The sequence below is a fragment of the Haloferax sp. Atlit-12N genome (assembly GCF_003383095.1).
Classification (GTDB): domain Archaea; phylum Halobacteriota; class Halobacteria; order Halobacteriales; family Haloferacaceae; genus Haloferax.
The window spans coordinates 298,540-319,489 of sequence record NZ_PSYW01000003.1 but is presented as its reverse complement, the minus strand read 5'-3'; the positions used below and the strand labels follow the sequence as shown (position 1 = coordinate 319,489).

Annotated in this window: 17 protein-coding genes; 9 read left to right on the top strand and 8 right to left on the bottom strand. The window is 60.9% G+C overall.

Annotation, left to right across the window (positions count from 1 at the left end; all coding sequences use genetic code 11):
- Positions 1–219: 219 nt before the first annotated feature.
- Positions 220–942: a ThuA domain-containing protein gene (locus C5B90_RS15770; RefSeq protein WP_115882919.1), complete on the top strand. Its 723-nt coding sequence runs from the start codon at positions 220–222 to the stop codon at positions 940–942.
- 239 nt (positions 943–1,181) lie between these two features.
- Entirely contained in the window at positions 1,182–2,249 is a 1,068-nt protein-coding gene (locus C5B90_RS15765; protein ID WP_115882918.1) for a mannonate dehydratase, read from the top strand.
- A gap of 140 nt (positions 2,250–2,389) precedes the next feature.
- Here C5B90_RS15765 and C5B90_RS15760 read toward each other — a convergent pair whose 3' ends face one another.
- From C5B90_RS15760 to C5B90_RS15750, 3 genes are all read right to left on the bottom strand, one after another.
- Positions 2,390–3,328, bottom strand: coding sequence for a dihydrodipicolinate synthase family protein (locus C5B90_RS15760; RefSeq protein ID WP_115882917.1), 939 nt, complete (start codon positions 3,326–3,328; stop codon positions 2,390–2,392).
- 102 nt (positions 3,329–3,430) lie between these two features.
- A complete protein-coding gene (locus C5B90_RS15755) occupies positions 3,431–4,882 on the bottom strand; it encodes an aldehyde dehydrogenase family protein (RefSeq protein WP_115882916.1) in 1,452 nt (483 codons plus the stop codon).
- Between the two features lie 186 nt (positions 4,883–5,068).
- Positions 5,069–5,848, bottom strand: coding sequence for an IclR family transcriptional regulator (locus C5B90_RS15750; RefSeq protein WP_233512063.1), 780 nt, complete (start codon positions 5,846–5,848; stop codon positions 5,069–5,071).
- Positions 5,849–6,519: 671 nt separating this feature from the next.
- On the opposite strand from C5B90_RS15750, the gene C5B90_RS15745 reads away from it, so the two are divergent.
- Positions 6,520–7,929, top strand: coding sequence for an extracellular solute-binding protein (locus C5B90_RS15745; protein WP_158547232.1), 1,410 nt, complete (start codon positions 6,520–6,522; stop codon positions 7,927–7,929).
- A 185-nt stretch (positions 7,930–8,114) separates the two neighbouring features.
- Here C5B90_RS15745 and C5B90_RS15740 read toward each other — a convergent pair whose 3' ends face one another.
- Positions 8,115–9,377 carry an enolase C-terminal domain-like protein gene (locus C5B90_RS15740; protein WP_115882913.1) on the bottom strand — a complete coding sequence of 421 codons (1,263 nt, stop codon included), beginning with the start codon at positions 9,375–9,377 and terminating at the stop codon, positions 8,115–8,117.
- Positions 9,378–9,590: 213 nt separating this feature from the next.
- Here C5B90_RS15740 and C5B90_RS15735 point away from each other — a divergent pair, with 213 nt between their 5' ends.
- The 4 genes from C5B90_RS15735 to C5B90_RS15720 all read left to right on the top strand — a co-directional run bounded on the left by C5B90_RS15735 (position 9,591) and on the right by C5B90_RS15720 (position 14,111).
- Entirely contained in the window at positions 9,591–10,856 is a 1,266-nt protein-coding gene (locus C5B90_RS15735) for a mandelate racemase/muconate lactonizing enzyme family protein (protein WP_115882912.1), read from the top strand.
- A gap of 150 nt (positions 10,857–11,006) precedes the next feature.
- The gene (locus C5B90_RS15730; protein WP_115882911.1) at positions 11,007–11,975 is read left to right on the top strand and encodes a carbohydrate ABC transporter permease; all 969 of its coding nucleotides are present in this window, start codon (positions 11,007–11,009) and stop codon (positions 11,973–11,975) included.
- Between the two features lie 6 nt (positions 11,976–11,981).
- On the top strand, positions 11,982–12,878 hold the full coding sequence (locus C5B90_RS15725) for a carbohydrate ABC transporter permease (RefSeq protein WP_115882910.1): 897 nt from the start codon (positions 11,982–11,984) through the stop codon (positions 12,876–12,878).
- 54 nt (positions 12,879–12,932) lie between these two features.
- On the top strand, positions 12,933–14,111 hold the full coding sequence (locus tag C5B90_RS15720; protein ID WP_115882909.1) for an ABC transporter ATP-binding protein: 1,179 nt from the start codon (positions 12,933–12,935) through the stop codon (positions 14,109–14,111).
- A 672-nt stretch (positions 14,112–14,783) separates the two neighbouring features.
- Here the strand turns inward: C5B90_RS15720 and C5B90_RS15715 are convergent.
- Positions 14,784–15,209 (bottom strand): DUF5518 domain-containing protein, encoded by a 426-nt coding sequence (locus tag C5B90_RS15715; RefSeq protein ID WP_115882908.1) that lies wholly within the window; start codon positions 15,207–15,209, stop codon positions 14,784–14,786.
- 250 nt (positions 15,210–15,459) lie between these two features.
- Here C5B90_RS15715 and C5B90_RS15710 point away from each other — a divergent pair, with 250 nt between their 5' ends.
- Positions 15,460–15,813: a hypothetical protein gene (locus C5B90_RS15710; RefSeq protein ID WP_115882907.1), complete on the top strand. Its 354-nt coding sequence runs from the start codon at positions 15,460–15,462 to the stop codon at positions 15,811–15,813.
- Positions 15,814–15,855: 42 nt separating this feature from the next.
- A complete protein-coding gene (locus C5B90_RS15705; protein ID WP_058568170.1) occupies positions 15,856–16,704 on the top strand; it encodes a carbon-nitrogen hydrolase family protein in 849 nt (282 codons plus the stop codon).
- A 65-nt stretch (positions 16,705–16,769) separates the two neighbouring features.
- Here C5B90_RS15705 and C5B90_RS21065 read toward each other — a convergent pair whose 3' ends face one another.
- From C5B90_RS21065 to C5B90_RS15685, 3 genes are all read right to left on the bottom strand, one after another.
- Positions 16,770–17,021, bottom strand: a complete 252-nt coding sequence (locus C5B90_RS21065) for a hypothetical protein (protein ID WP_233512061.1) — start codon at positions 17,019–17,021, stop codon at positions 16,770–16,772.
- A 465-nt stretch (positions 17,022–17,486) separates the two neighbouring features.
- Positions 17,487–19,790, bottom strand: a complete 2,304-nt coding sequence (locus C5B90_RS15695) for a pentapeptide repeat-containing protein (protein ID WP_115882906.1) — start codon at positions 19,788–19,790, stop codon at positions 17,487–17,489.
- A 201-nt stretch (positions 19,791–19,991) separates the two neighbouring features.
- Positions 19,992–20,948 carry a hypothetical protein gene (locus tag C5B90_RS15685; RefSeq protein ID WP_115882904.1) on the bottom strand — a complete coding sequence of 319 codons (957 nt, stop codon included), beginning with the start codon at positions 20,946–20,948 and terminating at the stop codon, positions 19,992–19,994.
- Between the last annotated feature and the right edge of the window lie 2 nt (positions 20,949–20,950).

The following is a 20,950-nucleotide window of genomic DNA, read 5'->3' as shown; positions in this document are numbered from 1 at the left end:
ATTACAGTCGTATTTCTGTAACGCAATCGGGCCGAGAAATTGGGTTGGGTTTTCGGATTTCAGCAACTACGAAAACAGAAGTGCCATATTCGTCGTCGATAGCCGTTCTTCTTGCTCATTAAGCGTTGTTCCCGTCAAGGGAACGCATTTTACGCGTTGACGAAGACCGCAGTCACGCGTGGTGAGAGAATTTATCAACGGGGGCGGACACTATGGCGCATGCCGACACGAGTCACTGTCTGGAACGAGAACGTCCACGAACGGGAGGAACCGGCCGTAGCAGAGCGGTATCCGAAGGGAATCCACGGAACCATCGCGGAGCATCTGGAGGGACCGGACCGCGAGGTGCGAACGGCGACGCTACAGGAACCCGAACACGGCTTAGACGAGGAGACGCTGAACGCGACGGACGTGTTGGTCTGGTGGTCCCACTGCGCCAACGACGAGGTGACAGACGCTGTCGCCGAGCGCGTCGTCGACCGCGTCCACGAGGGGATGGGCTTCATCCCGCTGCACTCGGGGAAGAACTCGAAGCCGTTCACGCGGCTGATGGGCACGACCTGCAACATCAAATACCGCCACGGCGGCGAGCGCGAACGCGTCTGGGTCGCGGACCCCGGCCATCCCATCGCCGACGGCCTCGACGAACAGTTCGTCATCCCGGCGACGGAGACCTACGGCGAGCCCTACGACATCCCGGAACCCGACAGAACCGTCTTCATCTCGTGGTTCGAGGGCGGCGACGTGTTCCGCTCGGGCGTCTGCTACCGCCGCGGCCGCGGGCGAATCTTCGCCTTCCGTCCGGGCCACGAGGAGTACCCCATCTTCCACCAGGACGAGGTCAAACAAGTCATCGACAACGCCGTCGAGTGGGCGGCCCCGACCGAGGGCGCGTCGGCGCGGTGGGGAAAGACCGACCCGCTCGAACCCGTCGGGGAATGAGGAAACTCGGGAGGATTAGGTAATCCACGTTCCCCTTTCGGGAACAGTTTCGACGCGTCACGGTTCGGCCTCGAAAGCCAGAGAAGTTCTCGCACGGCGGTGCCCGAAACGACCGTCTCTGAGATGGTTGTCCACCAGTCGTTTGTCCCCAGCGGTACTGCCTCGTTACCGCTGTAGGAAAGCGGACGTAACTGGTCCGACCCCCGATTTTATATCTCCATAGGTCGGATACTACCGGTATGGCCACGAGTGTACCAGAGGTTAGTACAGAGACTGACAGCGATATCCGGGTCGGCGTGCGAACCCGAACGCTCTCCGACCACCGACTCAAGTACATCCGACAACTGGGTGCAACCGACATCTTCGTCGACCACGCCGACACCGACGAGGAACCCGACGAATTCAACGACCGAGACGGCAGCGACACCGTCGCGGTCGGTCGCGACTCGATTCCTTCGACTGCCGAACTCAGAGCCGCACGGGAGCAGGTCGAGTCCCACGGCCTGCGACTCACGGGCATTCAATCGCTCCCGTACTCGCTCTACGGCGACATCATGTTCGGCCGAGAGGGCGAGGAGGAAGCCCTCGAACAGATAAAGACGCTTCTCCGCAACCTCGGCGAGGCAGATATCCCGATTCTCGGCTACCAGTGGAACCCGCGGGGCGTCGTGCCCATGCGGACCACGCCGGTCGAACTCCGCGGCGGTGCCGAAGGCACTGCGTTCGACCTCGACGAACTCGACGACCCCGACGAACTCGCGCCCGGACTCGACCGCGCTTACGAGGAAGAGGAGTTCTGGGCCAACTATGAGGCGTTTTTGGAAGAAGTGATTCCGGTCGCCGAGGAGGCGGGCGTTCGGATGGCGCTCCACCCTGTCGACCCGCCGGTGCTCGAATCGGTGGGCGGCATCCCGCGGTTGTTCCGCAACGTGGAGAACTTCGAGCGCGCGATGGAACACGTGCCGAGCGATAATCACGGCCTCAAACTCTGTCTCGGCTGCTTCTCTCAGATGGGAGAAGACGTTACGGAGGTCCTTCGTCGGTTCGCCGAACGCGACCAGATCGTGTTCATCCACTTCCGCGACGTCGTCGGGACGGTTCCGAAGTTCAACGAGACGTTCGTCGACGAGGGGAACTTCAACACGGTCGAGGCCGTCGAAACACTCGACGAGGTCGGCTATCAGGGTGCCGTCATCCCCGACCACGTCCCGAAGATGGAAGGTGACGACGACTGGCGGCACCGAGCGCGTGGCTTCACCATCGGGTACCTCCGCGGCGTCGTCGACACCGTTCGGAACAGGCACTAACCGCCCTGCTAGCGACTATTCTCATAGAAGCGCTAAAAAAAACCGCCTCACGACACCACACAGTTCGGATTGAGAGAGTGTGGAATCCGAGCGGTATCCCACACGAACGGAAACCAGCGGTACTCGAGACGCAAGTCGCGTCAGTCGATGAGGCGGGCGATATCGTCGTCTAACTGCTGGTATATCTCCTCGGCTTCCGCCTCGTCTTCGGACGAAAGCGGGCGGATCGGCTCGCGGACGTCCCCACCGTGAAGACCCGCGAGTTCGAGTCCCTTTTTCACCGCCGGGACGCTGATGGCCCCGTCGAGGCTGTTGTTCTGTCCGGTCCGGTCGCGGAAGTTCTGGTAGGGCAAACAGATGTTCCGAAGCTCCCGGGCGCGCTCCCAGTTCTCCTCGGTGAGCGCGTCAAATAGTGCGAGGCCGACTTCCGGCCGGAAGTTGCTCACGCCCGCGGAAAACCCTTCGATGCCCTCGTTCCAGTAACTGACAGCATACGGTTCCGCGAGGCCGTTCACCCAGACCACGTCGTCCAAGCCAGCGCTGACTGCGGCACCGAGTTTGACGGGGTCTTTCAGCGCGTACTTGATACCGACGACGTTCTCGATTCGCGTGAGGTCCGCCAGGAACGAGACTGAGGGGTCGAACCCACGGACGTACGGTACGAACGGCGTCTCGGTCACGGACGCGAGTTCCTCGAAGTAGGACAGCAGGCCGCGCTCGTGGACGTACGTGTGGTCCGGCGGCATCACCATATGTCCGTCAACGCCGAGACGATCGTAGGCGTCGATGAGTTCTTGCGCCTCGGTCGTTGGACCGCCGACACCGGCGAGAGCACAGGCGTCCGAGGGTAACGCATCGATGCTCGTCTCGGTCGATTTGATCCGCTCGCCCTGAGTGAGCGAGTGATACTCGCTGATGTTCGCCGACGCGAGGAACGTACGCAGGCCGCTATCGTAAAGTGACCGCGCGTTTCCCTCGAGTTTCGAGTAGTCGACATCACCACGCTCGTCGAACGGTGTCAGGAGTCCGGCGGCGACACCCCGCAGTCGCTCCATAACCGCAGTTTCTGCTAACGGCATCAGTTCGGATGTGAGCGTAGCAGAGCATAAATCCACCGTCTAGTGAACGATTCGCACGGCATCGGGCGCTTGAACTCAAAAAATACCGGCTGTATGAACCGCTCAGTAGTTCCGGTAGATGGTCTTCGTGGCGGTGAAAAAGTCGAGGCCCGCATCGCCCTGCTCGCGGTACGTGTTCGTAGACGACTGCTTGTACCCCCCGAAGGGGACGTGGAGTTCGAGGCCGGTCGTTTTCTCATTGACTTTGGCGACGCCGGCCTCGATTCGGTCGAGGAACTCGTTCGCTTCGGTCAGGTCTTGCGTCACGATGCTCGCCGAGAGCCCGAACTCGACGTCGTTCGCCAGTTCGAGCGCGTCCTCGAAGTCGCTCGCCTCGATGACCGAGAGGACGGGACCGAATATCTCTTCCTGTGCGATTCGCATGTCGTTATCTACGTCCGAGAAGACCGCGGGACGCACGTAGTATCCGTCGTCATACTCGCCGTCGGCGAGTCGTTCGCCACCGGTTTCGAGCGTCGCGCCCTCGTCCACACCGATATCGATGTATTCCAGCGTCGAATCGAGTTCTCCCTGCGAGACGTGCGGTCCGACGTCTGGGTCGTCGAGACCCGGACCGACCACGATATCCTCGGCGTACTCCACCATCGCATCGACGAACTCGTCGTAGACGTCCTCGTGGACGATGGCGCGGGAGGCGGCGGTACAGGACTGTCCGGTCGTCCCGAACGCGCCGACGCCGAGGATTTCGACCGCCTCGACGATGTCGGCGCTCGGCATGACGACGGTCGGGTTCTTCCCGCCCATCTCGCATTGAACGCGTTTGAGCCCCTCAGAGGCGGCTTGCGCGACGCTGGTCCCGACCGACGTACTCCCGGTGAACGAGACCGCGTCGATCTCCGAGTGCGTGGTCAGCGGAGCGCCGAGTTCGCTTCCCGGCCCGGTGACGAAGTTCACGACGCCGTCCGGAAGCCCGGCCTCGGCGAGACACTCGACGAGTATCCGCGTGGAGTTAGGTGCTTCCGACGCGGGTTTGGCGACGACGGTGTTGCCGGCGGCGAGCGCCGGGGCGAGCTTCCACGCCGGAATCGCAATCGGGTAGTTCCACGGCGTGATGATGCTGACGGTGCCGAGCGGTTCTCGCTTGGTAGATAACTCCTTGTTTCGCCCGCTCGGAGATTTGACCACGCCGCCGAGGTCGAGCGATTTCTGCGCGTAGTACGCGAAGATGTCGATAGCGCGCTGTACCTCACCGGCCGCCTCGGACCGGGCTTTCCCCTCCTCACGAACGAGCATCTCGGTCGCCTCCTCCTTCCGCGATGCGAGTTCCTGAGAAGCACGATTCAGGATCGCGCCGCGCTCCGGACCGGGTCGATTCGCCCACTCGTGCTGTGCAGCGATGGCCGCCTCGATTGCATCTTCGGCGTCCGCGGCGGTCGAGCGCTGAAATCGAGCGACGACATCGGTAGTGTCCGCGGGGTTCACTACCTCGAACGTGTCGCCGGATTCAGCGTCGACCCACTCTCCATTGACGAAGTTGCCAAAGGCTTGTTCCATGGCGGCCGCTAGTTCGCCAGCCCCGATTACCAATGTTTTGGTGGACCGGCCGTGAGCCCCGTTTTCGTCGAGCGAACCGCCCATCGGCCGACCGGGGTTGAATCAGTCGCGCGGGGACGACCGAGCCCCCAAACACGGACTGGGGCGCGAGGGTGACTCACCGCTCGAGCGGCAACAGACGGGTCTTCAAGAGTATCGGGAGTTAACCTCGATGACGTTGGCCGACTGCGCGACCTGCTCGTAAAGCTCGTCGCGCATCCGTTTGTCGGTCATTCGCTTCGAGGGTCCGGAGATACTCAGCGCGCCCATGACCTCACCGTCGGGGGCGGACACGACCATGCCGATACACCGAACGCCGCGGATGTTCTCCTCGTCGTCGATCGAATACCCTCGTTCCCGGGTCTCTTCGAGGTCCGCTCTGAGCGCATCCGGGTCGGTTATCGTTCGGTCGGTCTCCTTGGTTAACTCGTGTCGCTCGATGATCTCGTCGCGGCGTTCCGACGGCATCTCGGCGAGGATGGCCTTTCCGAGAGAGGTGGAATGCATTGGCATTCGGTTGCCAACCTTCGACGCGGTTTCGACGGCGACGTTTCCCCGCACCTTTGCAAGATACACGACGCGACCCTGCTCTTCGGTCCCGAAGTGGACGACCTCGCCGGTGGCTTCAGCGAGTTGCGCGAGTTCTTCCTTGACGATGGTGTGGTCCGCGGTGTAGTTTTTCACTTCCTCAGCGATCTGGAGGAACCGAAGGCTCAGCCGGTACGTGTGGTCGTCTTTTACGACGAACCCCTCGCTTCGAAGCGTCGCCAGATGCCCGTGAACGGCGCTCTTGGCGAAGTCGAGTTCGTCGGCGATTTCTGTCACGCCGGCACCCTCGGTCTCGCGGAGAACGCCGATAATACGACACGCATTTTCCAATGTCCCGATTGTTCTTGAGCTGCTACGCCCCATACTGACAGCGTTCACCGTCGAGCATCATAACAGTTGTTCTTCAAGAAAGAACGGATAGAGAGGCGAACAGACCGTTCTCAGTGGAACCGATGAGCAGCGGCGCGGATGAGGAGACACGATATGATTTGCCAGTAGAACTGTGGATTGTCGGCGAAAACCGTTCGCGAGAAAAGAATTAGCTGTTTCAAGCGTTCTACGCTCATATTTCGGTGTCCACTCACAGGAGAGAAGCGGAATCTCGATAGAGACTCGATGGAAATTACAAAAATACGTTTGTAATTGAAGACTCTCCTTTATCAGTCACTCCTATGCGAAAGAGAGCCACGATAGACATTCACACGCATTTATCAGTCGGCTCTGGGGTTTTGTTCGCCAAGAAAGAACACTAGTAGAAGACCAGTAGATCCACTCATAGTGGAACACAGCAAACCGCCGGTGAATCACAAATCGAGATCGTCCAAAGGACCAGATTCAGAGGGCGCAGGTTCGGACGAGTACCGCCAAGCAGCATCGGGCTGCGGGACTGCCGTTTCGGACGCACGTGCGAAAACAAATTATATGCAATAAAATCGTAGTTTTATCGAGATACCAAATTTTAATACCCTACAATATCATCATTTATCCGTATGATACCAGATGGCAAGCTGTCCCGCCGCAAACTGCTAAGTCTAACAAGCGCTGCAGGTGTGACAGCCATCGGGGGTTGTCTCGGTGGTGGGAGCTCGGGGAACAGCGGGAACGGAGGTAGTTCAGGCAACGGCGGGAGCGGATCGACGCCGGGGCCGGCGGGGACACTCGGCGACTGGAGTCTCGACATCAACGCGCCCAGTCCGGTTGTGGAGCGAATCACCGGCGAGGAGTGGGCACCGCCGGAGTACGACGAAAACGAGGTAGCGTCCGGTATCGAGCGGATGAACCTCGGTTCGATGAAGAACGACCCGGCCACGGAGTGGTTCTCGGACAAGTTCACAGAACAGGTTGGTATCGAGACGACGCCGGTAACGGTACCGTCGACGAACGCCGTGTCGAAGATGCGGACGCTGCTTTCAGCCGGTTCGAAGAACCCGGTCCTCATGCAGATCTCGCAGGAGTTCTTCATGGACTTCGTCGCGGAAGGATGGCTAGAGCCGGTCGACGAGCTGTGGGACGATAGTGCGTACGGCCTGTTCCCGCCTTACTTCAAGGACCAGCTGACCACGGGTATCGACCCGTCGCTCGAAGGCGAACACACCTACATCGGCGTCGCGCTGAGCGAGGCACACTGGTTCAACTACAGTCCGAAAGTGCTCAAGGAGCTCGGGTTCGAGGGAGACTTTTTGGAGGAGTCGACCTGGGAAGACGTCCGAGAGGTCTGCGAAGAGGCGAGTTCGCACAGTGAGGATTACTTCGGCTTCGCGTGGTGGGGGAAGGGCAACCGCTACCCCATCTACCCGTGGCTCCTGATGACGTGGTCGCGAGGAGGAAGCTTCGTGCAGGGCGACGGAACGGTCGTCGTGAACTCCGACGAGGCGGTCGCAGCCCTCGAGTGGCAGCGCACGCTCATCGACGAGGAACTGGTCCCCAACGTGGCCCAGTACGGGGAGGGCGGACTCGCCGACCTCTTCCTCAGCGGGAAGCTCGCGGGCTACGTCGGCAAGCCGGGGATGATGCAACTCGCCTACGAGGAGTGGGGCGACGACACCGACAAGTACGACGTCGCACTGCCCCCGAAATCCGCCGGGAACGAGCGAGTCAGCTACATGAACACCGACTTCCTTGCGGTCAATCGTGCCGCACCCCCGGAGGCGAAGCGAGCCGCAATGGTGTACATGGACGGCTCTCGGAGCGCGGTTGCGAGCGCCCAAGAGTACGACATGGAAGGGAACTACCCGGCGAACAAAGAGGCGTGGAACACCGAGGTTCTGGCCGACGCACGTCACGGCGAAAAGGCCCGGCGGAACGCCGAAATCGCCAAGGTCGAGCTGTGGCCGAAGCAGATTCAGACGTACGACGCGCTGATCAGTCAACTCCAGAGCGTCTGGCTCCAGGACAAGACCGCCCAAGCGGCCCTGGACGAAGCCCAGTCGAAGATCGACGGAATCTTGGAGCAAAACTAAGGAATGTTAGCCGAAGACGAGACCCAGTCGTAGCTCACTAACCGAGGACGTGAACTGCCGCGTCTGCCCCAACATCACGGACCCGCGTAGTCAGTCATGATCAGCCACACGGTACGAACGTCGCGGTAACTCGTTCTCTTCGGTCTCGTCTTCTCCAGTTCGAAAACGGACAGCGACGGCGACAGTTACCAGCGAGGCTTGTTCGGAAGCCAGTCGGACCGGCCCACGGAGCTTTCGCCGGCGGCGTATTCGGCAGCCATCGAACTGACGTCGGAGTACGCCAACGGGTCCGTCTCCTCGTAGCGCTCCGCTAGTCGTTCGAGTTTCGACTCGTCGAGGTCGACGCCCAATCCGGGGTCGTCAGGAACCGGAATCGAACCGTCTTCGAACGTGAACGGCGTCGAAACGACATCGTCGACCATCCACGGATAGTGCGTGTCGGGGGCGTACTGCAGGTTCGACATGGCCGCCGCGACGTGCGTCATCGCCGCCATACTCACACCCAGATGTGAGTTCGAGTGCATCCCGACACTGAGGTCGAACGTCTCGGCGACATCGTCGAGACGGACGTTTCCGGTCAGACCGCTCCAGTAGTGATGGTCGCTCAAGATGACGTCCACCGCATCAGTCCGGACCGCCGGCGCAATCTGGTCGAAGTCGACCACGAACATGTTGGTCGCCACCGGCAGCGGGGTGTTACGCTTCAACCGGGCGTGGGCGTTCATCGTCGGGACCGGGTCTTCGAGGAACTGAACTCGGAGGTCCGAACGCTCGAGTTCGCGGGCGACGCGTGAGGCCGTCTCGACGCTCCACGCGCCGTTCGGGTCGATACGGAACGGAGTCTCCGAGCCGAACTCATCAGCTAACCGTTTCAACGTGCGAACCTCCTCGTCGGGCTCTAACACGCCGCCTTTCATCTTGAGGGTCGAAAAGCCGTGGCGGTCCACGAACGCCCGCGCCTCTTCGACCATCGTTTCCGGCGAATCGACAGCGTGGGGAGCGATATGCGACTCGTCGGGGGCCTCAGTTTCGTACTTGTAAAAGAGGTATCCGGAGTACTCGACTTCGTCGCGGACCTTCCCGCCGAGGAGATTGTACACCGGTTCGCCGACTTCCTTGCCGATGACGTCTAACAGCGCGGTGTCCAGCGCGCCGTAGGTCATGGGGTCCTGAAGCCGGAGTTCGAGCGGTTTCCGAGCGTGAGGGTTCATTCCCTCGACGAGACTTCGGGCGCGCTCAAGTGCGTCGATGATTTTCTGGTCGCCGTACGTCTCGCCAATCCCGACTTGTCCGTCAGCGGTCGTGAGTCGAATGATGGTCCGTGCGGCGACGTTCGTGTGTGCGCCCCAGGAGTTCCGAAGCGGGGGTTCGGTGTGTGCAACCGGGATGACTTCGAGGTCGGTGATACGTCGTTCGTTCGAAGGCGTGTCGCGTGTGGATGAGCTCATGTATCTGATCTTCTCGGTGTCTACCCGCGGAGTGGGTGTCCGCCTCAACGCGTAGTCGAGGTTGATGACCCGAACGCGGATAAACAGGATAGGAAGACCGATTACTTAGTTTTTGTTCGGGGTATCGCCGCTTGACGCAACTGTTACACGGGGTGCCGACTGAATGCCCGGTTCTACCCGAATATTTATGTTAGGTGCTGTTGCGGACTAGGTATGGATATTCGCGACATCCAGGCGTACGCAGTATCATCGCCGATCGATCCGCCGCAGGAACGCCAGTTCCACGGTGGAATGCGACGGCTCAACAAGCGAGACGTCGTCATCATCGTCGTCGACACCGCCGACGGGGAACGTGGCTTTGCGACGGCCGGGGCCAGTAGCTCGGCGATGCGGGAGTATTTCGAGGGAGATTCACAGGGGACGTTCGCCGACGTGGTGAACGAGAGCATCGCCGACCAACTCATCGGCGAGACCGTCGAAGAACCGGCCGACGTGCAATCGCTCGTTCGGGAACTGCCGCTTCCGGAGCGGGCGAAGACCGAAGCGGCCTCGGCGCTAGACGTCGCGCTCCACGATATTCGTGGCAAGGAACTCGGCGCGCCGGTGTACGAGCTACTCGCGGACCAGTACGACGACCACGACGGCGCCGCGCCGACAGACATCCCGCTTTACGCGAGCGCCGGGATGTACATGGAACCGGAGGGGTACGTCCAGCAGGCGAAGACGATTGAGGAACTCGGGTTCTTCGGCTACAAATACCGGCCCGGAATCGGCCCCGACGAGGACCGGCGGACGGTCTCGCTCCTCGCCGACGCCCTCGACGACACCGAGATAATGCTCGACGTGCACACGTGGTGGAAACTCGAAGACGGGTACGACGAGGAGACGGTTCGGGACCTCGTGAAGCACGCCGGAACACAGGGTGCGTACTGGGTCGAAGAGCCGCTTGAGCCGGAAGACTACGAGGGATACGTCGAGATGGCGAAGCAAGGGGTTCCGCTCGCCGGCGGCGAGAGCGAATCCACGGATGGACTGGTGAAACTCGGAGAGACCGGTGCAGTCGACTTCCTCCAAGGCGACGTCCGGCACCACAGAGGTTTCAGCGGCTGTCAAGCGGCTATCGAACTCAGTCGAGGCCGGGAGATGGAGTTCGTCCCGCACAATTTCGGAACGTGGTTCGGACTGATTGCAAACGCGCACTTGGTCGCGTCGGCACCCGAGGTGCGACTGCTCGAATATCCGGTCTTCGAGAACGACCCCGTGCTGTCTGCCGATCACGACCCTGGAATGTACCAAAACGACGTCGCGTTCGACATCATCGAAGGACAACCCGATATCGAAGACGGGCAACTCTCGCTGTCGGACGACCCCGGCCTCGGAATCGAGATAGACTTGGATGTCGTCGAGAAATACCCCTTCCAAGACGGTCCGTGGACCGAGTTCCACTACCACGACGAGGACGAGGCGATCCCAGAATAAGAATCGACGAGCGCTTCGAGCGACGCTGACGCGGCGTCGCAACCTCGGTTTCTCGACACCGGTGCAGACAGTGTGTGTTGGTCTCGAACCTGTCCGATGATGAATTGTTAACAAAAGATATAATAGGGAACGGTAGTGATTAGCACGCAGATGGCTTCGAGAAGTACTACTAAAGACATCCGTGAAGGGTTCGGCCTCTTCAGCGGGGACGAAACAGGAGACGTTGGACCGATACGGGAGTGGATCAACGACAAGTTCATGTTTGTCGTTCTCACGCCTCCGCTCGCGCTGCTCGGGGCGATCGTGCTCCTCCCGACGAGTTACCTGGTGTGGACCAGTACTCACATCACTAACCAGTATCGTCCGGACGAGTTCATCGGATTAGAGAACTTCATTCAGGTGTTCCAAGATCCGATGTTCTACTTATCTCTGCAACATTCGGTCATGTACGTGTTGGGGTCCGTGACGGTCGCGTTCCTCCTCGGACTGACCGCCGCACTCGCCATCAACCAAGTGATGTCGAAGCGGGTCCGAAGTACGTTTACCGTACTCATCCTGCTCGCATGGGCCGTTCCCCTCGTCGTGACAGGGCTCATCTGGCGGTTCATGCTACACGCGGACTACGGTATCGTGAACGGCATCTTCATGGAATTGGGGCTTATCTCCGAGAATCTCGGGTTCATTACCGACCCGACGCTGGCGTTCATCTCAATCATCGTAGTCGACGCCTGGGCACGCGCACCGTTCGCGTCGATTCTCCTCTTGGCGGGGCTCCAAACGATACCCGAAGACCTCTACGAAGCGGCGAAGGTCGACGGTGCGAACTTCCTGCAGCAGTTCCGGGACATCACGCTTCCGCACCTCAAGCCGCAGGCGGCGATTGCCCTGCTCATCATGTCTATGTTCGCGTTCCGCACGTTCTCCATCGTCTTCGCGATGACCGGTGGGGGGCCCGCGAACTCGACTCGCGTGCTCGCGACGTACATCTACAGCGTCGGAATTACGCAGTCCCGACTCGGCTACGCGTCAGCCCTCTCGATAATCATGATTATCATCACGCTGATATTCGTGAGTATCTACGTCCTGCAAGTCCAAGAGGACGCCCTCGAAACAGCATAACCAACAATGTCAATGAAAGAGTCACTTACAAGTTCGAACCGCCAATACGAGATCATCCAACAGATCGGTCGGTTCATAACGGGGAAGTACGCCGTGACGGCGGTGCTCTCGGCCCTCGTCCTGTATTTCACGTTCCCGGTCTACTGGACCTTCGTCTCCAGTATCAAGACGATGGGCGGAATTCACGCGTTCCCGCCGAACTTCATCCCCGTAGAGATCATAGACCCGATCTGGAAGAACTACACCGACCTATGGTTCCAGCGGGCGTTCAACATGTTCACGCTCAACAGCCTCGTCGTCGCGATTGTGACGACGGTGCTGGTGGTGACCTTCGGGACGCTCGCAGGGTACGGGTTTTCGAGATTCCGCTTCCCGTACGACGACTACGTGTTCATCGGTATCCTCGGCGCTCGTCTGCTCCCGCCGATCGGCATGCTCGTCCCGTTCTACCGACTGTTCAGCATCGGTGAGCTCATCGACACCCGAATCGCGCTCATCATGGTCTACACCTACATGAACCTGCCACTCGTCGTGTGGCTGATGCGGAACTACTTCGTCTCGATTCCGGCGGACCTAGACGAGGCCGCGTACATCGACGGAGCGACTCGGTTCCAGACGTTCAAGGACATCATCCTGCCGCTGGCGAAACCGGGCGTCGCCGCCTGCGCGATTCTCACGTTCCTGTTCTCGTGGCGTGAGTTCCTGTTCGCGTTCGTCCTGACGTTCACCGAGGCCTCGAAGACGATTCCCGTGGGGGCGATGATGATGCTCGAAGACGTGGTCATCCTCTGGAACTACCTCGCGGCTGCGGGCTTCATCGCGATGCTCCCCGCGCTGCTGTTCGTCATCCTGTTCCAGCGGCACATCGTCAGCGGACTCACGGCCGGTGCAATTAAAGGATAGATACGAGAACAAACAACGCAAGCCAGACAAGCACACGCATACACACCCACAACAATGAGTAAAACAGACACGCTAGAAGTCGACCAGACGAATGAGAGCATCAACCGCAGTGAGACGTTCCTGAAGATAGACGGCCTGACGAAGGTGTACGACGACGGCGGAAGCGGTGTCGTTGCCGTCGACGACATGAACATCGACATCAAAGAGGGCGAGTTCATCGTCTTCGTCGGACCGTCTGGCTGCGGGAAGTCGACGACGCTCCGTTCCGTGGCCGGCCTCGAAGAGATCACCGAAGGACAGATCGTCATAAACGGCGAGAACGTGGAGGGCCAACCACCGCGTCAGCGTGACATCGCGATGGTGTTCCAGTCGTACGCACTGTACCCGCACATGACCGTGCGCGAGAACATGGAATACCCACTGAAAGTTCGTGGCGTCCCCAAAGAAGAGCGTGAACGGCGAGTCGAAGAGAGCGCCGCCCTGCTCGAGATTCCAGAGCTCCTCGACCGCCAGCCGAAAGACCTCTCCGGTGGGCAGCAACAGCGCGTCGCGCTCGGGCGGGCAATCGTCCGCGAGCCTCGCGTCTTCCTGTTCGACGAGCCGCTGTCGAATCTCGACGCGAAGCTCCGCGTCCAGATGCGGACGGAGCTCAACAAGCTTCACAACAAGATCGGCAAAACGTCGATTTACGTGACCCACGACCAAGCCGAAGCGATGACCCTGAGCGACCGCGTCGTCGTCATGAACGACGGGGAGGTCCAACAAATCGCACCGCCGCAGCAGGTGTACGACCAGCCGGCGAACGAGTTCGTAGGCGGGTTCATGGGGAGTCCATCGATGAACTTCTTCGATGCGACGGTCAACACCGAAACCGAGGAGATAACCACGGACGCGTTTACGATTCCGCTTCCGGAGTGGATGCAAGAAGAACTCGACCGGACGGGCGAATTCGATGCACGCTTTGGCGTCCGACCCGAAGACATCACCGTCGATAGGCAGAAAGCCGGCGAGACCGATACGAGTCACACGACCGTGGATGTCGTCGTCGTCGAGGAGATGGGATCGAATTTCTTCCTGACCGTGGAAAACAACAACGTCGAGTACAAGGCCATCGTCGAGCCAGACGCCAACATCGAGCGCGGCGATGCGTTGCACCTTGACTTCAATCTCGATAAGTGTCACTTGTTCGATGCGGCGACGGGAGATACGCTCGTCTACGAGATACAGCGGTAAGTCGCCACCCTTCCAGCCGTCTATTTTCACGTTTGCGTTCCTCTCGGAGCGACCGGTAACGGCCGCACGAACCAACCATAGGTCGTGTACCGAGAAGGCCACGGGTCACAGCCCATACCCAGCAAGGGAACGCGAACTTGGTAGTCGCTCACCGAGCGGGAACAGCGGCGTCAAAACCGCTGAATTCGGGGGTCACGCGACAAAGAGAGCGAGACGTGCTTCGTCTGAGCGGGATATCGTTCCCCCAAGAGGAATCGTTCTTCGGTCGAGTGTAACTGTAGACCGGATAGGGGCGTTTCCAAGAGCAATGATTACACTACTACAGGTGTAATTCACGAGAGAAGATGTTGAGAGCTATGGACAACATAAATTCAAACTCTGGTTTAGAGAATTAAATAGTAATAGACGATATTGTAAGGGGGAAACGGCTTCGCTAGTTCCCGTCTCGGGAACGCAACGCGGTTCGAGGAGTAAGAGCAATGAGAGTCAACGTCAGATGCCGTTCACCGCCGCAGAACGAAAATCACTCCACTGTTTCGGGACGGGCAGTAGCCTCGTCGCTATGGAAATTCTTCGGTGCGGTCCACCCCGGAACCGAGCGTCGTGAATTGAGAAAGTGTCAGATTCAAATTTATATTTGGAATATGATATTTTCTAAACTGATGCGGAGAACTACGACGTACTCGCGGTCGGGTTCCACCGTGAGGCGACGGCGCGCACCACCCACCCGCCGACTCGCCCACAGCCCAGACCGAACAGGGAGGCGAGACAGAGAACGGCTCCGGCGGCGAATGCGAAGAACGCGACTCTGGACAGCGGCCACGCCGCCGTCGTTCCCGTCGTCACCGCGAATATGACCAGTTCTAGAACGCCGCCGAGAAAGCCGGCGCGAAGTCCGGCGGCGTCCGGGTCCGTCGAGCGGACCGCGGCGACAGCCCCCGCGATGAACGCGCCGAATATCATCATGCCGGCACCGACGGTCGACTCCGATTCTGGGAGCCAGTTGACAACCGTGATGACGGGGAGCGAGACAATCACACCGATGAGCGCAGCGTTCCATGCTGGGGAGAAGGGCCTGAAGCGGGGAGTCGAGACCATCGTCTCGTATGTAAGATGGCTAAGATTTCATATAGCTTGGCAGGGTTGGATTTCGAGGGGAGGAGGTTCGAATCCGATTCCGAGTCGCTCGTGTGCCGACTCGTAGACAGCGAACCTACCGAGTCAACGGACCCCAGACGATATTATCTGAAATAGTGTATGAAAGTGGTTTCTAAATTTTTCTTATGTGTGTTGGTGATGTTGTCAGCCCCGACGTAAGAGATACTACCATCCCCGAAGAACGTGTTCTATGGCAGACAGTACAGAAGTCGACGAGCTGGTTGTCACGGAGCTTTCCGACACGAACTCGACGGCGGTCGAAGCCGGCCGCACGGAGTCGGTCGACCTAAGCGACGTGTCGGTCACGCGAGCGACGAAGGAACCGGAGTGGGGGACCGACGGCGACCGCGGGGGCGCGGAGCCAGACTACTGTCAGAACGCCCACGACATCTACGTCGTCTCCGGGACGCTCGGTCTCGAACTGGACGACGGGACGCGGACGGAGATTACCGCCGGCTGCGCCGCGACTATCCCGCCGGGACACAGCGGCTGGACGGTCGGAGACGAGCGACTCGTCTATCTGGAGTTCGACCCGAGCGAATAACCGTGACTACCATACCGTCGGTCCGCGTAACGGTCCGACGAGATGTCCCGATTCGTGGCGGCCGCGTGCCAGCTAGACTCGCGAGACGACAAGGCGGCGAACGTGGAGCGGGCGCTCGGCCTCCTCGACGAGGCCGCGGCCGACGGCGCTGACTTCGTGGCGTTCCCGGAGATGACGACCTTCATCGGCCCGGAAGAGCGGTTCGCCGAGGTCGCGGAGTCGCTCGACGGACCCACAATACAGCGCTTTTCGGAGAAGGCCCGCGAGCACGGCGTCTTCGTCCACACGGGGAGCTTCTTCGAGCGGATTCCGGACAGCGACCGAGTGTACAACACGTCTGCGCTCATCGGCCCGGGCGGCGAGGTGCTCGACACCTACCGGAAGGTCCACCTGTTCGACATCGAACTCGACGGGAGCGTCGAACACCGGGAATCGGACTACGTCGCCCCCGGCGACCGAACGGTGACGGTCGACACCGACCTCGCGACGTTCGGCCTCTCTATCTGTTACGACCTCCGGTTCCCGGGGCTCTACCGGACGATGGCGCAGTCCGGCGCGAACGTCCTTCTCGTCCCCGCGGCGTTCACGATGCACACCGGAAAAGACCACTGGGAGCCGCTGATTCGCGCCCGCGCAATCGAGAATCAGGCGTACGTCATCGCGCCCGGGCAAATCGGCGACAAGCCGTCGTGGGTCGAGACCTACGGCCGCACGCTCGTCGTCGACCCGTGGGGGAACGTGATTTCGAAGGCGCGGGACCGCGAGGAAGTCGTCACGGCGACTATCGACCTGTCGCACCTGGACGATATCCGCCGCGATATGCAGACGCTCCAGCACGCGCGTCCGGACGTGTACGAGCGGTCGGACGAGGTGAGTAGGGGAAGCGAATGAGCGACGCGGTGACGATTCGTGACACCAGTCGAGATAGCTCCGTCGAGAACTCCGTTCCTGTGAGGTCAGTCAATCAAATCTTCCGGTGCAACAGCGCCGTGATCGAGCAATTCCCCGTCGAAGGTAACCATGGTCGCATCAACGTCGTTCGCTAATGCGAGAAGCACACAATCTATCGTATAGAGCAGATTGTCTCGCTGTAATTCATACGCCGCAATCTGGTCGCTGATTTCGGGCGCGTAGATGTCCACGCGACCGTAGATATCCGACAACACCGACTCGACGCGGGACTGCTCAACGCGCTTCTTCTTCGTCATTACTGACCGAATTTCCATGAGATTCAGAATGGAGGTACAGAATCGTGGTTTTCGTTGAGTAACTGTGTCGCAATCTCACCACGACCCGGTTTATCAGTCAAGCTAGCAATAAAGACATTTGTATCGACGAAGACTTTCATCCTCGGCTTCGTTCGTCACGTACCGCTTCAACGGAATCAACTTCAACATCTGCAAGTCGGCCTGAAAGTAGATCACCGAGTCGAACCTGAGGCTCGTCATCTTCGGGTGATTCGTCGGTCCAATTCGGCGGCGTTGCGTAGCTACCCATTGCCGGTAATTGCAGACGTGCCTGTAAATCGCTTTCTCTATTCAGAATTTCAACACCGCCAAATGCACTAAGGCGGGTGGCGGTTTGCTGAACACCCTCTGCCTGGGTTACACAATTCTATCCGGTCCTAATGAGTTCGACAGCGCCGTCGGGCCGAATACAGACGCCCGGCTCGATTAGCTCCCACCGAGGACGCGCTTGAACAGCGTGAACGTGAGCAGGGTGAAGAACAGCCCGTTCAACATCCCCTGACTCGCTGCGAGCACGCGCGCCGCCGGCCCGAGCGGGTTGATATCGCCATATCCGACCGTGCTGAAGCTGATGTAGCTGTAGTAGACGTTGTCGAAGAGCACCTCCATCGTCGTCTTGTCGACTGCGGCGGGGTCGAAGACGCTCCCCGCCTGCGTCAGAAACGGCCCGCCAAGGGCGTAACACAGCCCGAACAGCGCCGGGAGGAGGAACGTGAACGCCGCGATTCGCGGGAGGCGGTTGCCGTAGCCGCAGGTGACCTGCATGAGCGTGTTCAGCCCCACGCTGGCGACCTTCTTTCCGCGGGCCCACGTGTTCAGCGAGTACTCGTTGAAGATGATGTCGAAGTTCTTCTGGCGGTTGTAGTAGTAGCGCTTGAACTCGAACTCGCGGCTCGCGGGGGTGTCGCCGACGGCGTTGGCGCTGTCCTGTGCCTTCCGGTACGTTTCTTCGATGATATCGGGCGTCAGTTCGACGGCGAACTGACCGGTCGCGCCGTTGCCGACGAAGTCGTGGATAGTCCAGTCGTTGCGTTCGAGATAGCCGTGGTGGTCGCTGAAGTCGAAGCGGTCGAACTCGGTGAGACAGAAGCGGAAGTGGTCAAGAAGTTGGTGTTCGTTGCCGTCGCCCTCCAGCGTCAGGTCGCCGATGGTCGCTCGGGTGAGGTCGTACGGCGTCGGCTCGCCGGAGCCCTGCGAAATCGTGCCGCCGGAGAGCGTCGCGTCGGTGAAGTCGAGGTAGGTGTCGCGGTCACCGACGAGCACGCGGAAGCGCGCCGTCTCGAAGTCCGACTGCCGGAAGTCCGCCCGGTCGTGGAACGTCGTCTCCCAGAAGGACGCGCTCGTGAAGTTCGCGGCCTCGAACTCCGCGCCGGCCTCGAAGGTCGCCTCGTTGAACGAGGCGTTGGCTTCGAGGTGTTGCAGTTCGCCCTCGAAGAACGTCCCGCGGAAGGACGCGAGGCCGTGGAACGTGGCGGTCTTGAAGCTCACGTCCTCCTCGAACCGCGCCTCGCCGAACCGAGCGTTAGCTTCGAACTCGACCCCCTCGAACGAGGCGTCGGAGCCGAACGTCGCTTCCTCGGCGACGACGGCGTCGCGGAACTCACTCTCGTCGAAGTTCGCTTGCCCGCCGAACGACGAAAGAGAGAGGTCGAACGCGCCGTCGACGCGGAGGCGGTAGCAGTCGGTGCGGGCGGTGAACGTCGCGCGGTCGAAGTTGACCGCGCCCTTGAACACGGCGTCCTTGAAGTCCGAATAGCGGAATCGCGCGAGTTTGTAGTCCGCTTCGCCCTCGAACGTCGCGCCCTCGAACGTCACGTCGTCGTGGGTCGTCCGACTCCCGCCGTTGAACTCGACGCCGCGGAACTCGGCCAACTGCATAAACCGGGCGTCGGCGAAGCTCGCGTCGTCGTCGAACCGCGCCTCGTCGAAGTCTGCCATCTCGTCGAAGCGGACGCCGTCGAACCGCGCGTCGCCCTCGAACTCGACGTGTTCGAAGTCCGAACCCGCGGAGAACCGCGCCCCCTCGAACGTCACGTAGTCGAAGATGGCCTGTCTGAAACTCGCGTCGTCGCGGAACGTCGCGTTCGCGAAGGTGATGTTGTCGTCGAGGACGTGGCTGCTCCCGCTGGTCTCGACGTTGCGGAAGCGTGCCGTGCCGTGGAACGTCGCGTCTGCGAAACTGGTGTCGCCCTGGAACACCGTCTCGTCGCAGCGGACCTCGCCGCGGAAGGTCGCCTCGGAGAAGCGAACGTCCTGTTCGAACGTCGCCTCGTTGGCCGTCACCGCGCCGGTCACGGTGACCTCCCGGGCGTCCACGTCGCCGGTGACGACCGCCTCGTCGAGTTTGAGGCGGTCGACCGTCGCCTCGCGGAGAATCAACCCCTGGTCGAGGCGGCCGTGGGTGAGGTCTAACCCGTCGATGTCGGCGTGCTGGAAGTTGAGAACGTGGTTCGTCGCGCCGTTGATGTCCTGATAGGTGAGCGAAAGGTGCGGAAGGTCCGCGCCGACGTACTCGTTGACGCGGGTGTCGGGCGACTGGAGGTTCGCCCGGAGTTCGCCGACGATGTCGTCGCCGGTCACGTCGAGCGAGGCGCGCTCGTCGCGGCTCATATGGAACACGCAGAACTCGCTTTCGGGGTGGGCTTCGTGCGGACACTCCCACGTCGTCTGGAGGTGGGCGTCGGTCTGGACCGACGGGTCGAACGTGTACCGGCACGACGAGGAGGACATCAAGGCCGGCGTGGACTCATTTCTCGACATGGCTGGGGAGGGGTGGACGGGTGTGCCGGGGACAGCGGGTGTGGCGGATACGGTTGCGGGTGCGGACCCGGCAGGTGCGTTCGGTCGTCGGGGCGACGTTCGAACGCGCGGACAGTCGTATGTGCAACATTGTCTGGTGTTTTGATATATATCTTCGGACCGTCGTCGGCGTCAGTCGAATATCTCGCGGCGCTCGGACGCCGAGAGCTCGGCGTGAATCGCGTTGGGCGAGCAGTGTTCGCACTCGCGGGCGGGGTTGGTGCTCTGCTCGAAGGTCCAAAGCGGCCAGCCGAAGAGGAAGAAGGCCTCCATCTGGTGGCGCTCGATGATGGCCTCGGCGGGCTTGCCGCAGTTCGGACACCACTCGTCGCCGTTGGCCGGCTCTTGGAACGTCACCTTCCGGCGGCCGAATCCGGCGTTCGAGTAGGCCTCGCTTCGGGACATCTCGACGAGGTCCTCGGCGGGGTAGGGGTCGGCGTCGACCGCGTTGTCGAAGCCGGTGTCGGTCTCGACGCTCGACGCGAGGTACGGCCCGACGCTGACGGTGTTGTCGTAACCGACGAAGTGAATCGAGACCGCCGCACCTCGGCCCTCGACCCGCACCTCGTGACCGTGGCCGACGAGGTAGAGTTCCACGTCGGAGTTGACCTTCGTGAGGTCGATGTCGTGGGCCATGCCGACCGCGTAGACGCCGGTGTCGGGGGCGGTCGCGCTCCCCGACTGCTTCCAGCCGAAGGTGGACACGTCGTAGTCGTCGGGGGCGGCGACGGGCGTCGCCTCGCCCGCGTAGACGTTCTCCGCGCCGGGTGCCGAAACCGCGCCGTCGGCGGCGTCGGCCGCGACGAACACGTCTTCGGCGTCGCCGAGGAGCACGTCGCCGTCGACCGACTGGACGTAGCCGTCTTCGAGGCTGCCGCGAATCTCGGTCTCGACGGCCGCGTCGCCGACGGCCGCGTCGTCGGTCACCGGCGCGTGAGTGAAGACGTACTCGGCGTTCTGCACGGTGAGGTCGCCGGCGACGCTCGCGCCGCCGACGAACACGTCCGCGGGGTCGTGGAGTTCGACCGGGGGTCGTTCGGAGCCGTTGAGCGTCACGTCGCCGTCGTAGGTGGTGGCGTTTCGGGTCATCG

Coding starts and splice junctions, on each gene's coding strand:
- C5B90_RS15770 (WP_115882919.1), top strand. CDS start 220: ATGCCGACACGAGTCACTGTCTGGAACGAGAACGTCCACGAACGGGAG.
- C5B90_RS15765 (WP_115882918.1), top strand. CDS start 1,182: ATGGCCACGAGTGTACCAGAGGTTAGTACAGAGACTGACAGCGATATC.
- C5B90_RS15760 (WP_115882917.1), bottom strand. CDS start 3,328: ATGCCGTTAGCAGAAACTGCGGTTATGGAGCGACTGCGGGGTGTCGCC.
- C5B90_RS15755 (WP_115882916.1), bottom strand. CDS start 4,882: ATGGAACAAGCCTTTGGCAACTTCGTCAATGGAGAGTGGGTCGACGCT.
- C5B90_RS15740 (WP_115882913.1), bottom strand. CDS start 9,377: ATGAGCTCATCCACACGCGACACGCCTTCGAACGAACGACGTATCACC.
- C5B90_RS15735 (WP_115882912.1), top strand. CDS start 9,591: ATGGATATTCGCGACATCCAGGCGTACGCAGTATCATCGCCGATCGAT.
- C5B90_RS15730 (WP_115882911.1), top strand. CDS start 11,007: ATGGCTTCGAGAAGTACTACTAAAGACATCCGTGAAGGGTTCGGCCTC.
- C5B90_RS15725 (WP_115882910.1), top strand. CDS start 11,982: ATGTCAATGAAAGAGTCACTTACAAGTTCGAACCGCCAATACGAGATC.
- C5B90_RS15720 (WP_115882909.1), top strand. CDS start 12,933: ATGAGTAAAACAGACACGCTAGAAGTCGACCAGACGAATGAGAGCATC.
- C5B90_RS15715 (WP_115882908.1), bottom strand. CDS start 15,209: ATGGTCTCGACTCCCCGCTTCAGGCCCTTCTCCCCAGCATGGAACGCT.
- C5B90_RS15710 (WP_115882907.1), top strand. CDS start 15,460: ATGGCAGACAGTACAGAAGTCGACGAGCTGGTTGTCACGGAGCTTTCC.
- C5B90_RS15705 (WP_058568170.1), top strand. CDS start 15,856: ATGTCCCGATTCGTGGCGGCCGCGTGCCAGCTAGACTCGCGAGACGAC.
- C5B90_RS21065 (WP_233512061.1), bottom strand. CDS start 17,021: ATGACGAAGAAGAAGCGCGTTGAGCAGTCCCGCGTCGAGTCGGTGTTG.
- C5B90_RS15695 (WP_115882906.1), bottom strand. CDS start 19,790: ATGTCCTCCTCGTCGTGCCGGTACACGTTCGACCCGTCGGTCCAGACC.
- C5B90_RS15685 (WP_115882904.1), bottom strand. CDS start 20,948: ATGACCCGAAACGCCACCACCTACGACGGCGACGTGACGCTCAACGGC.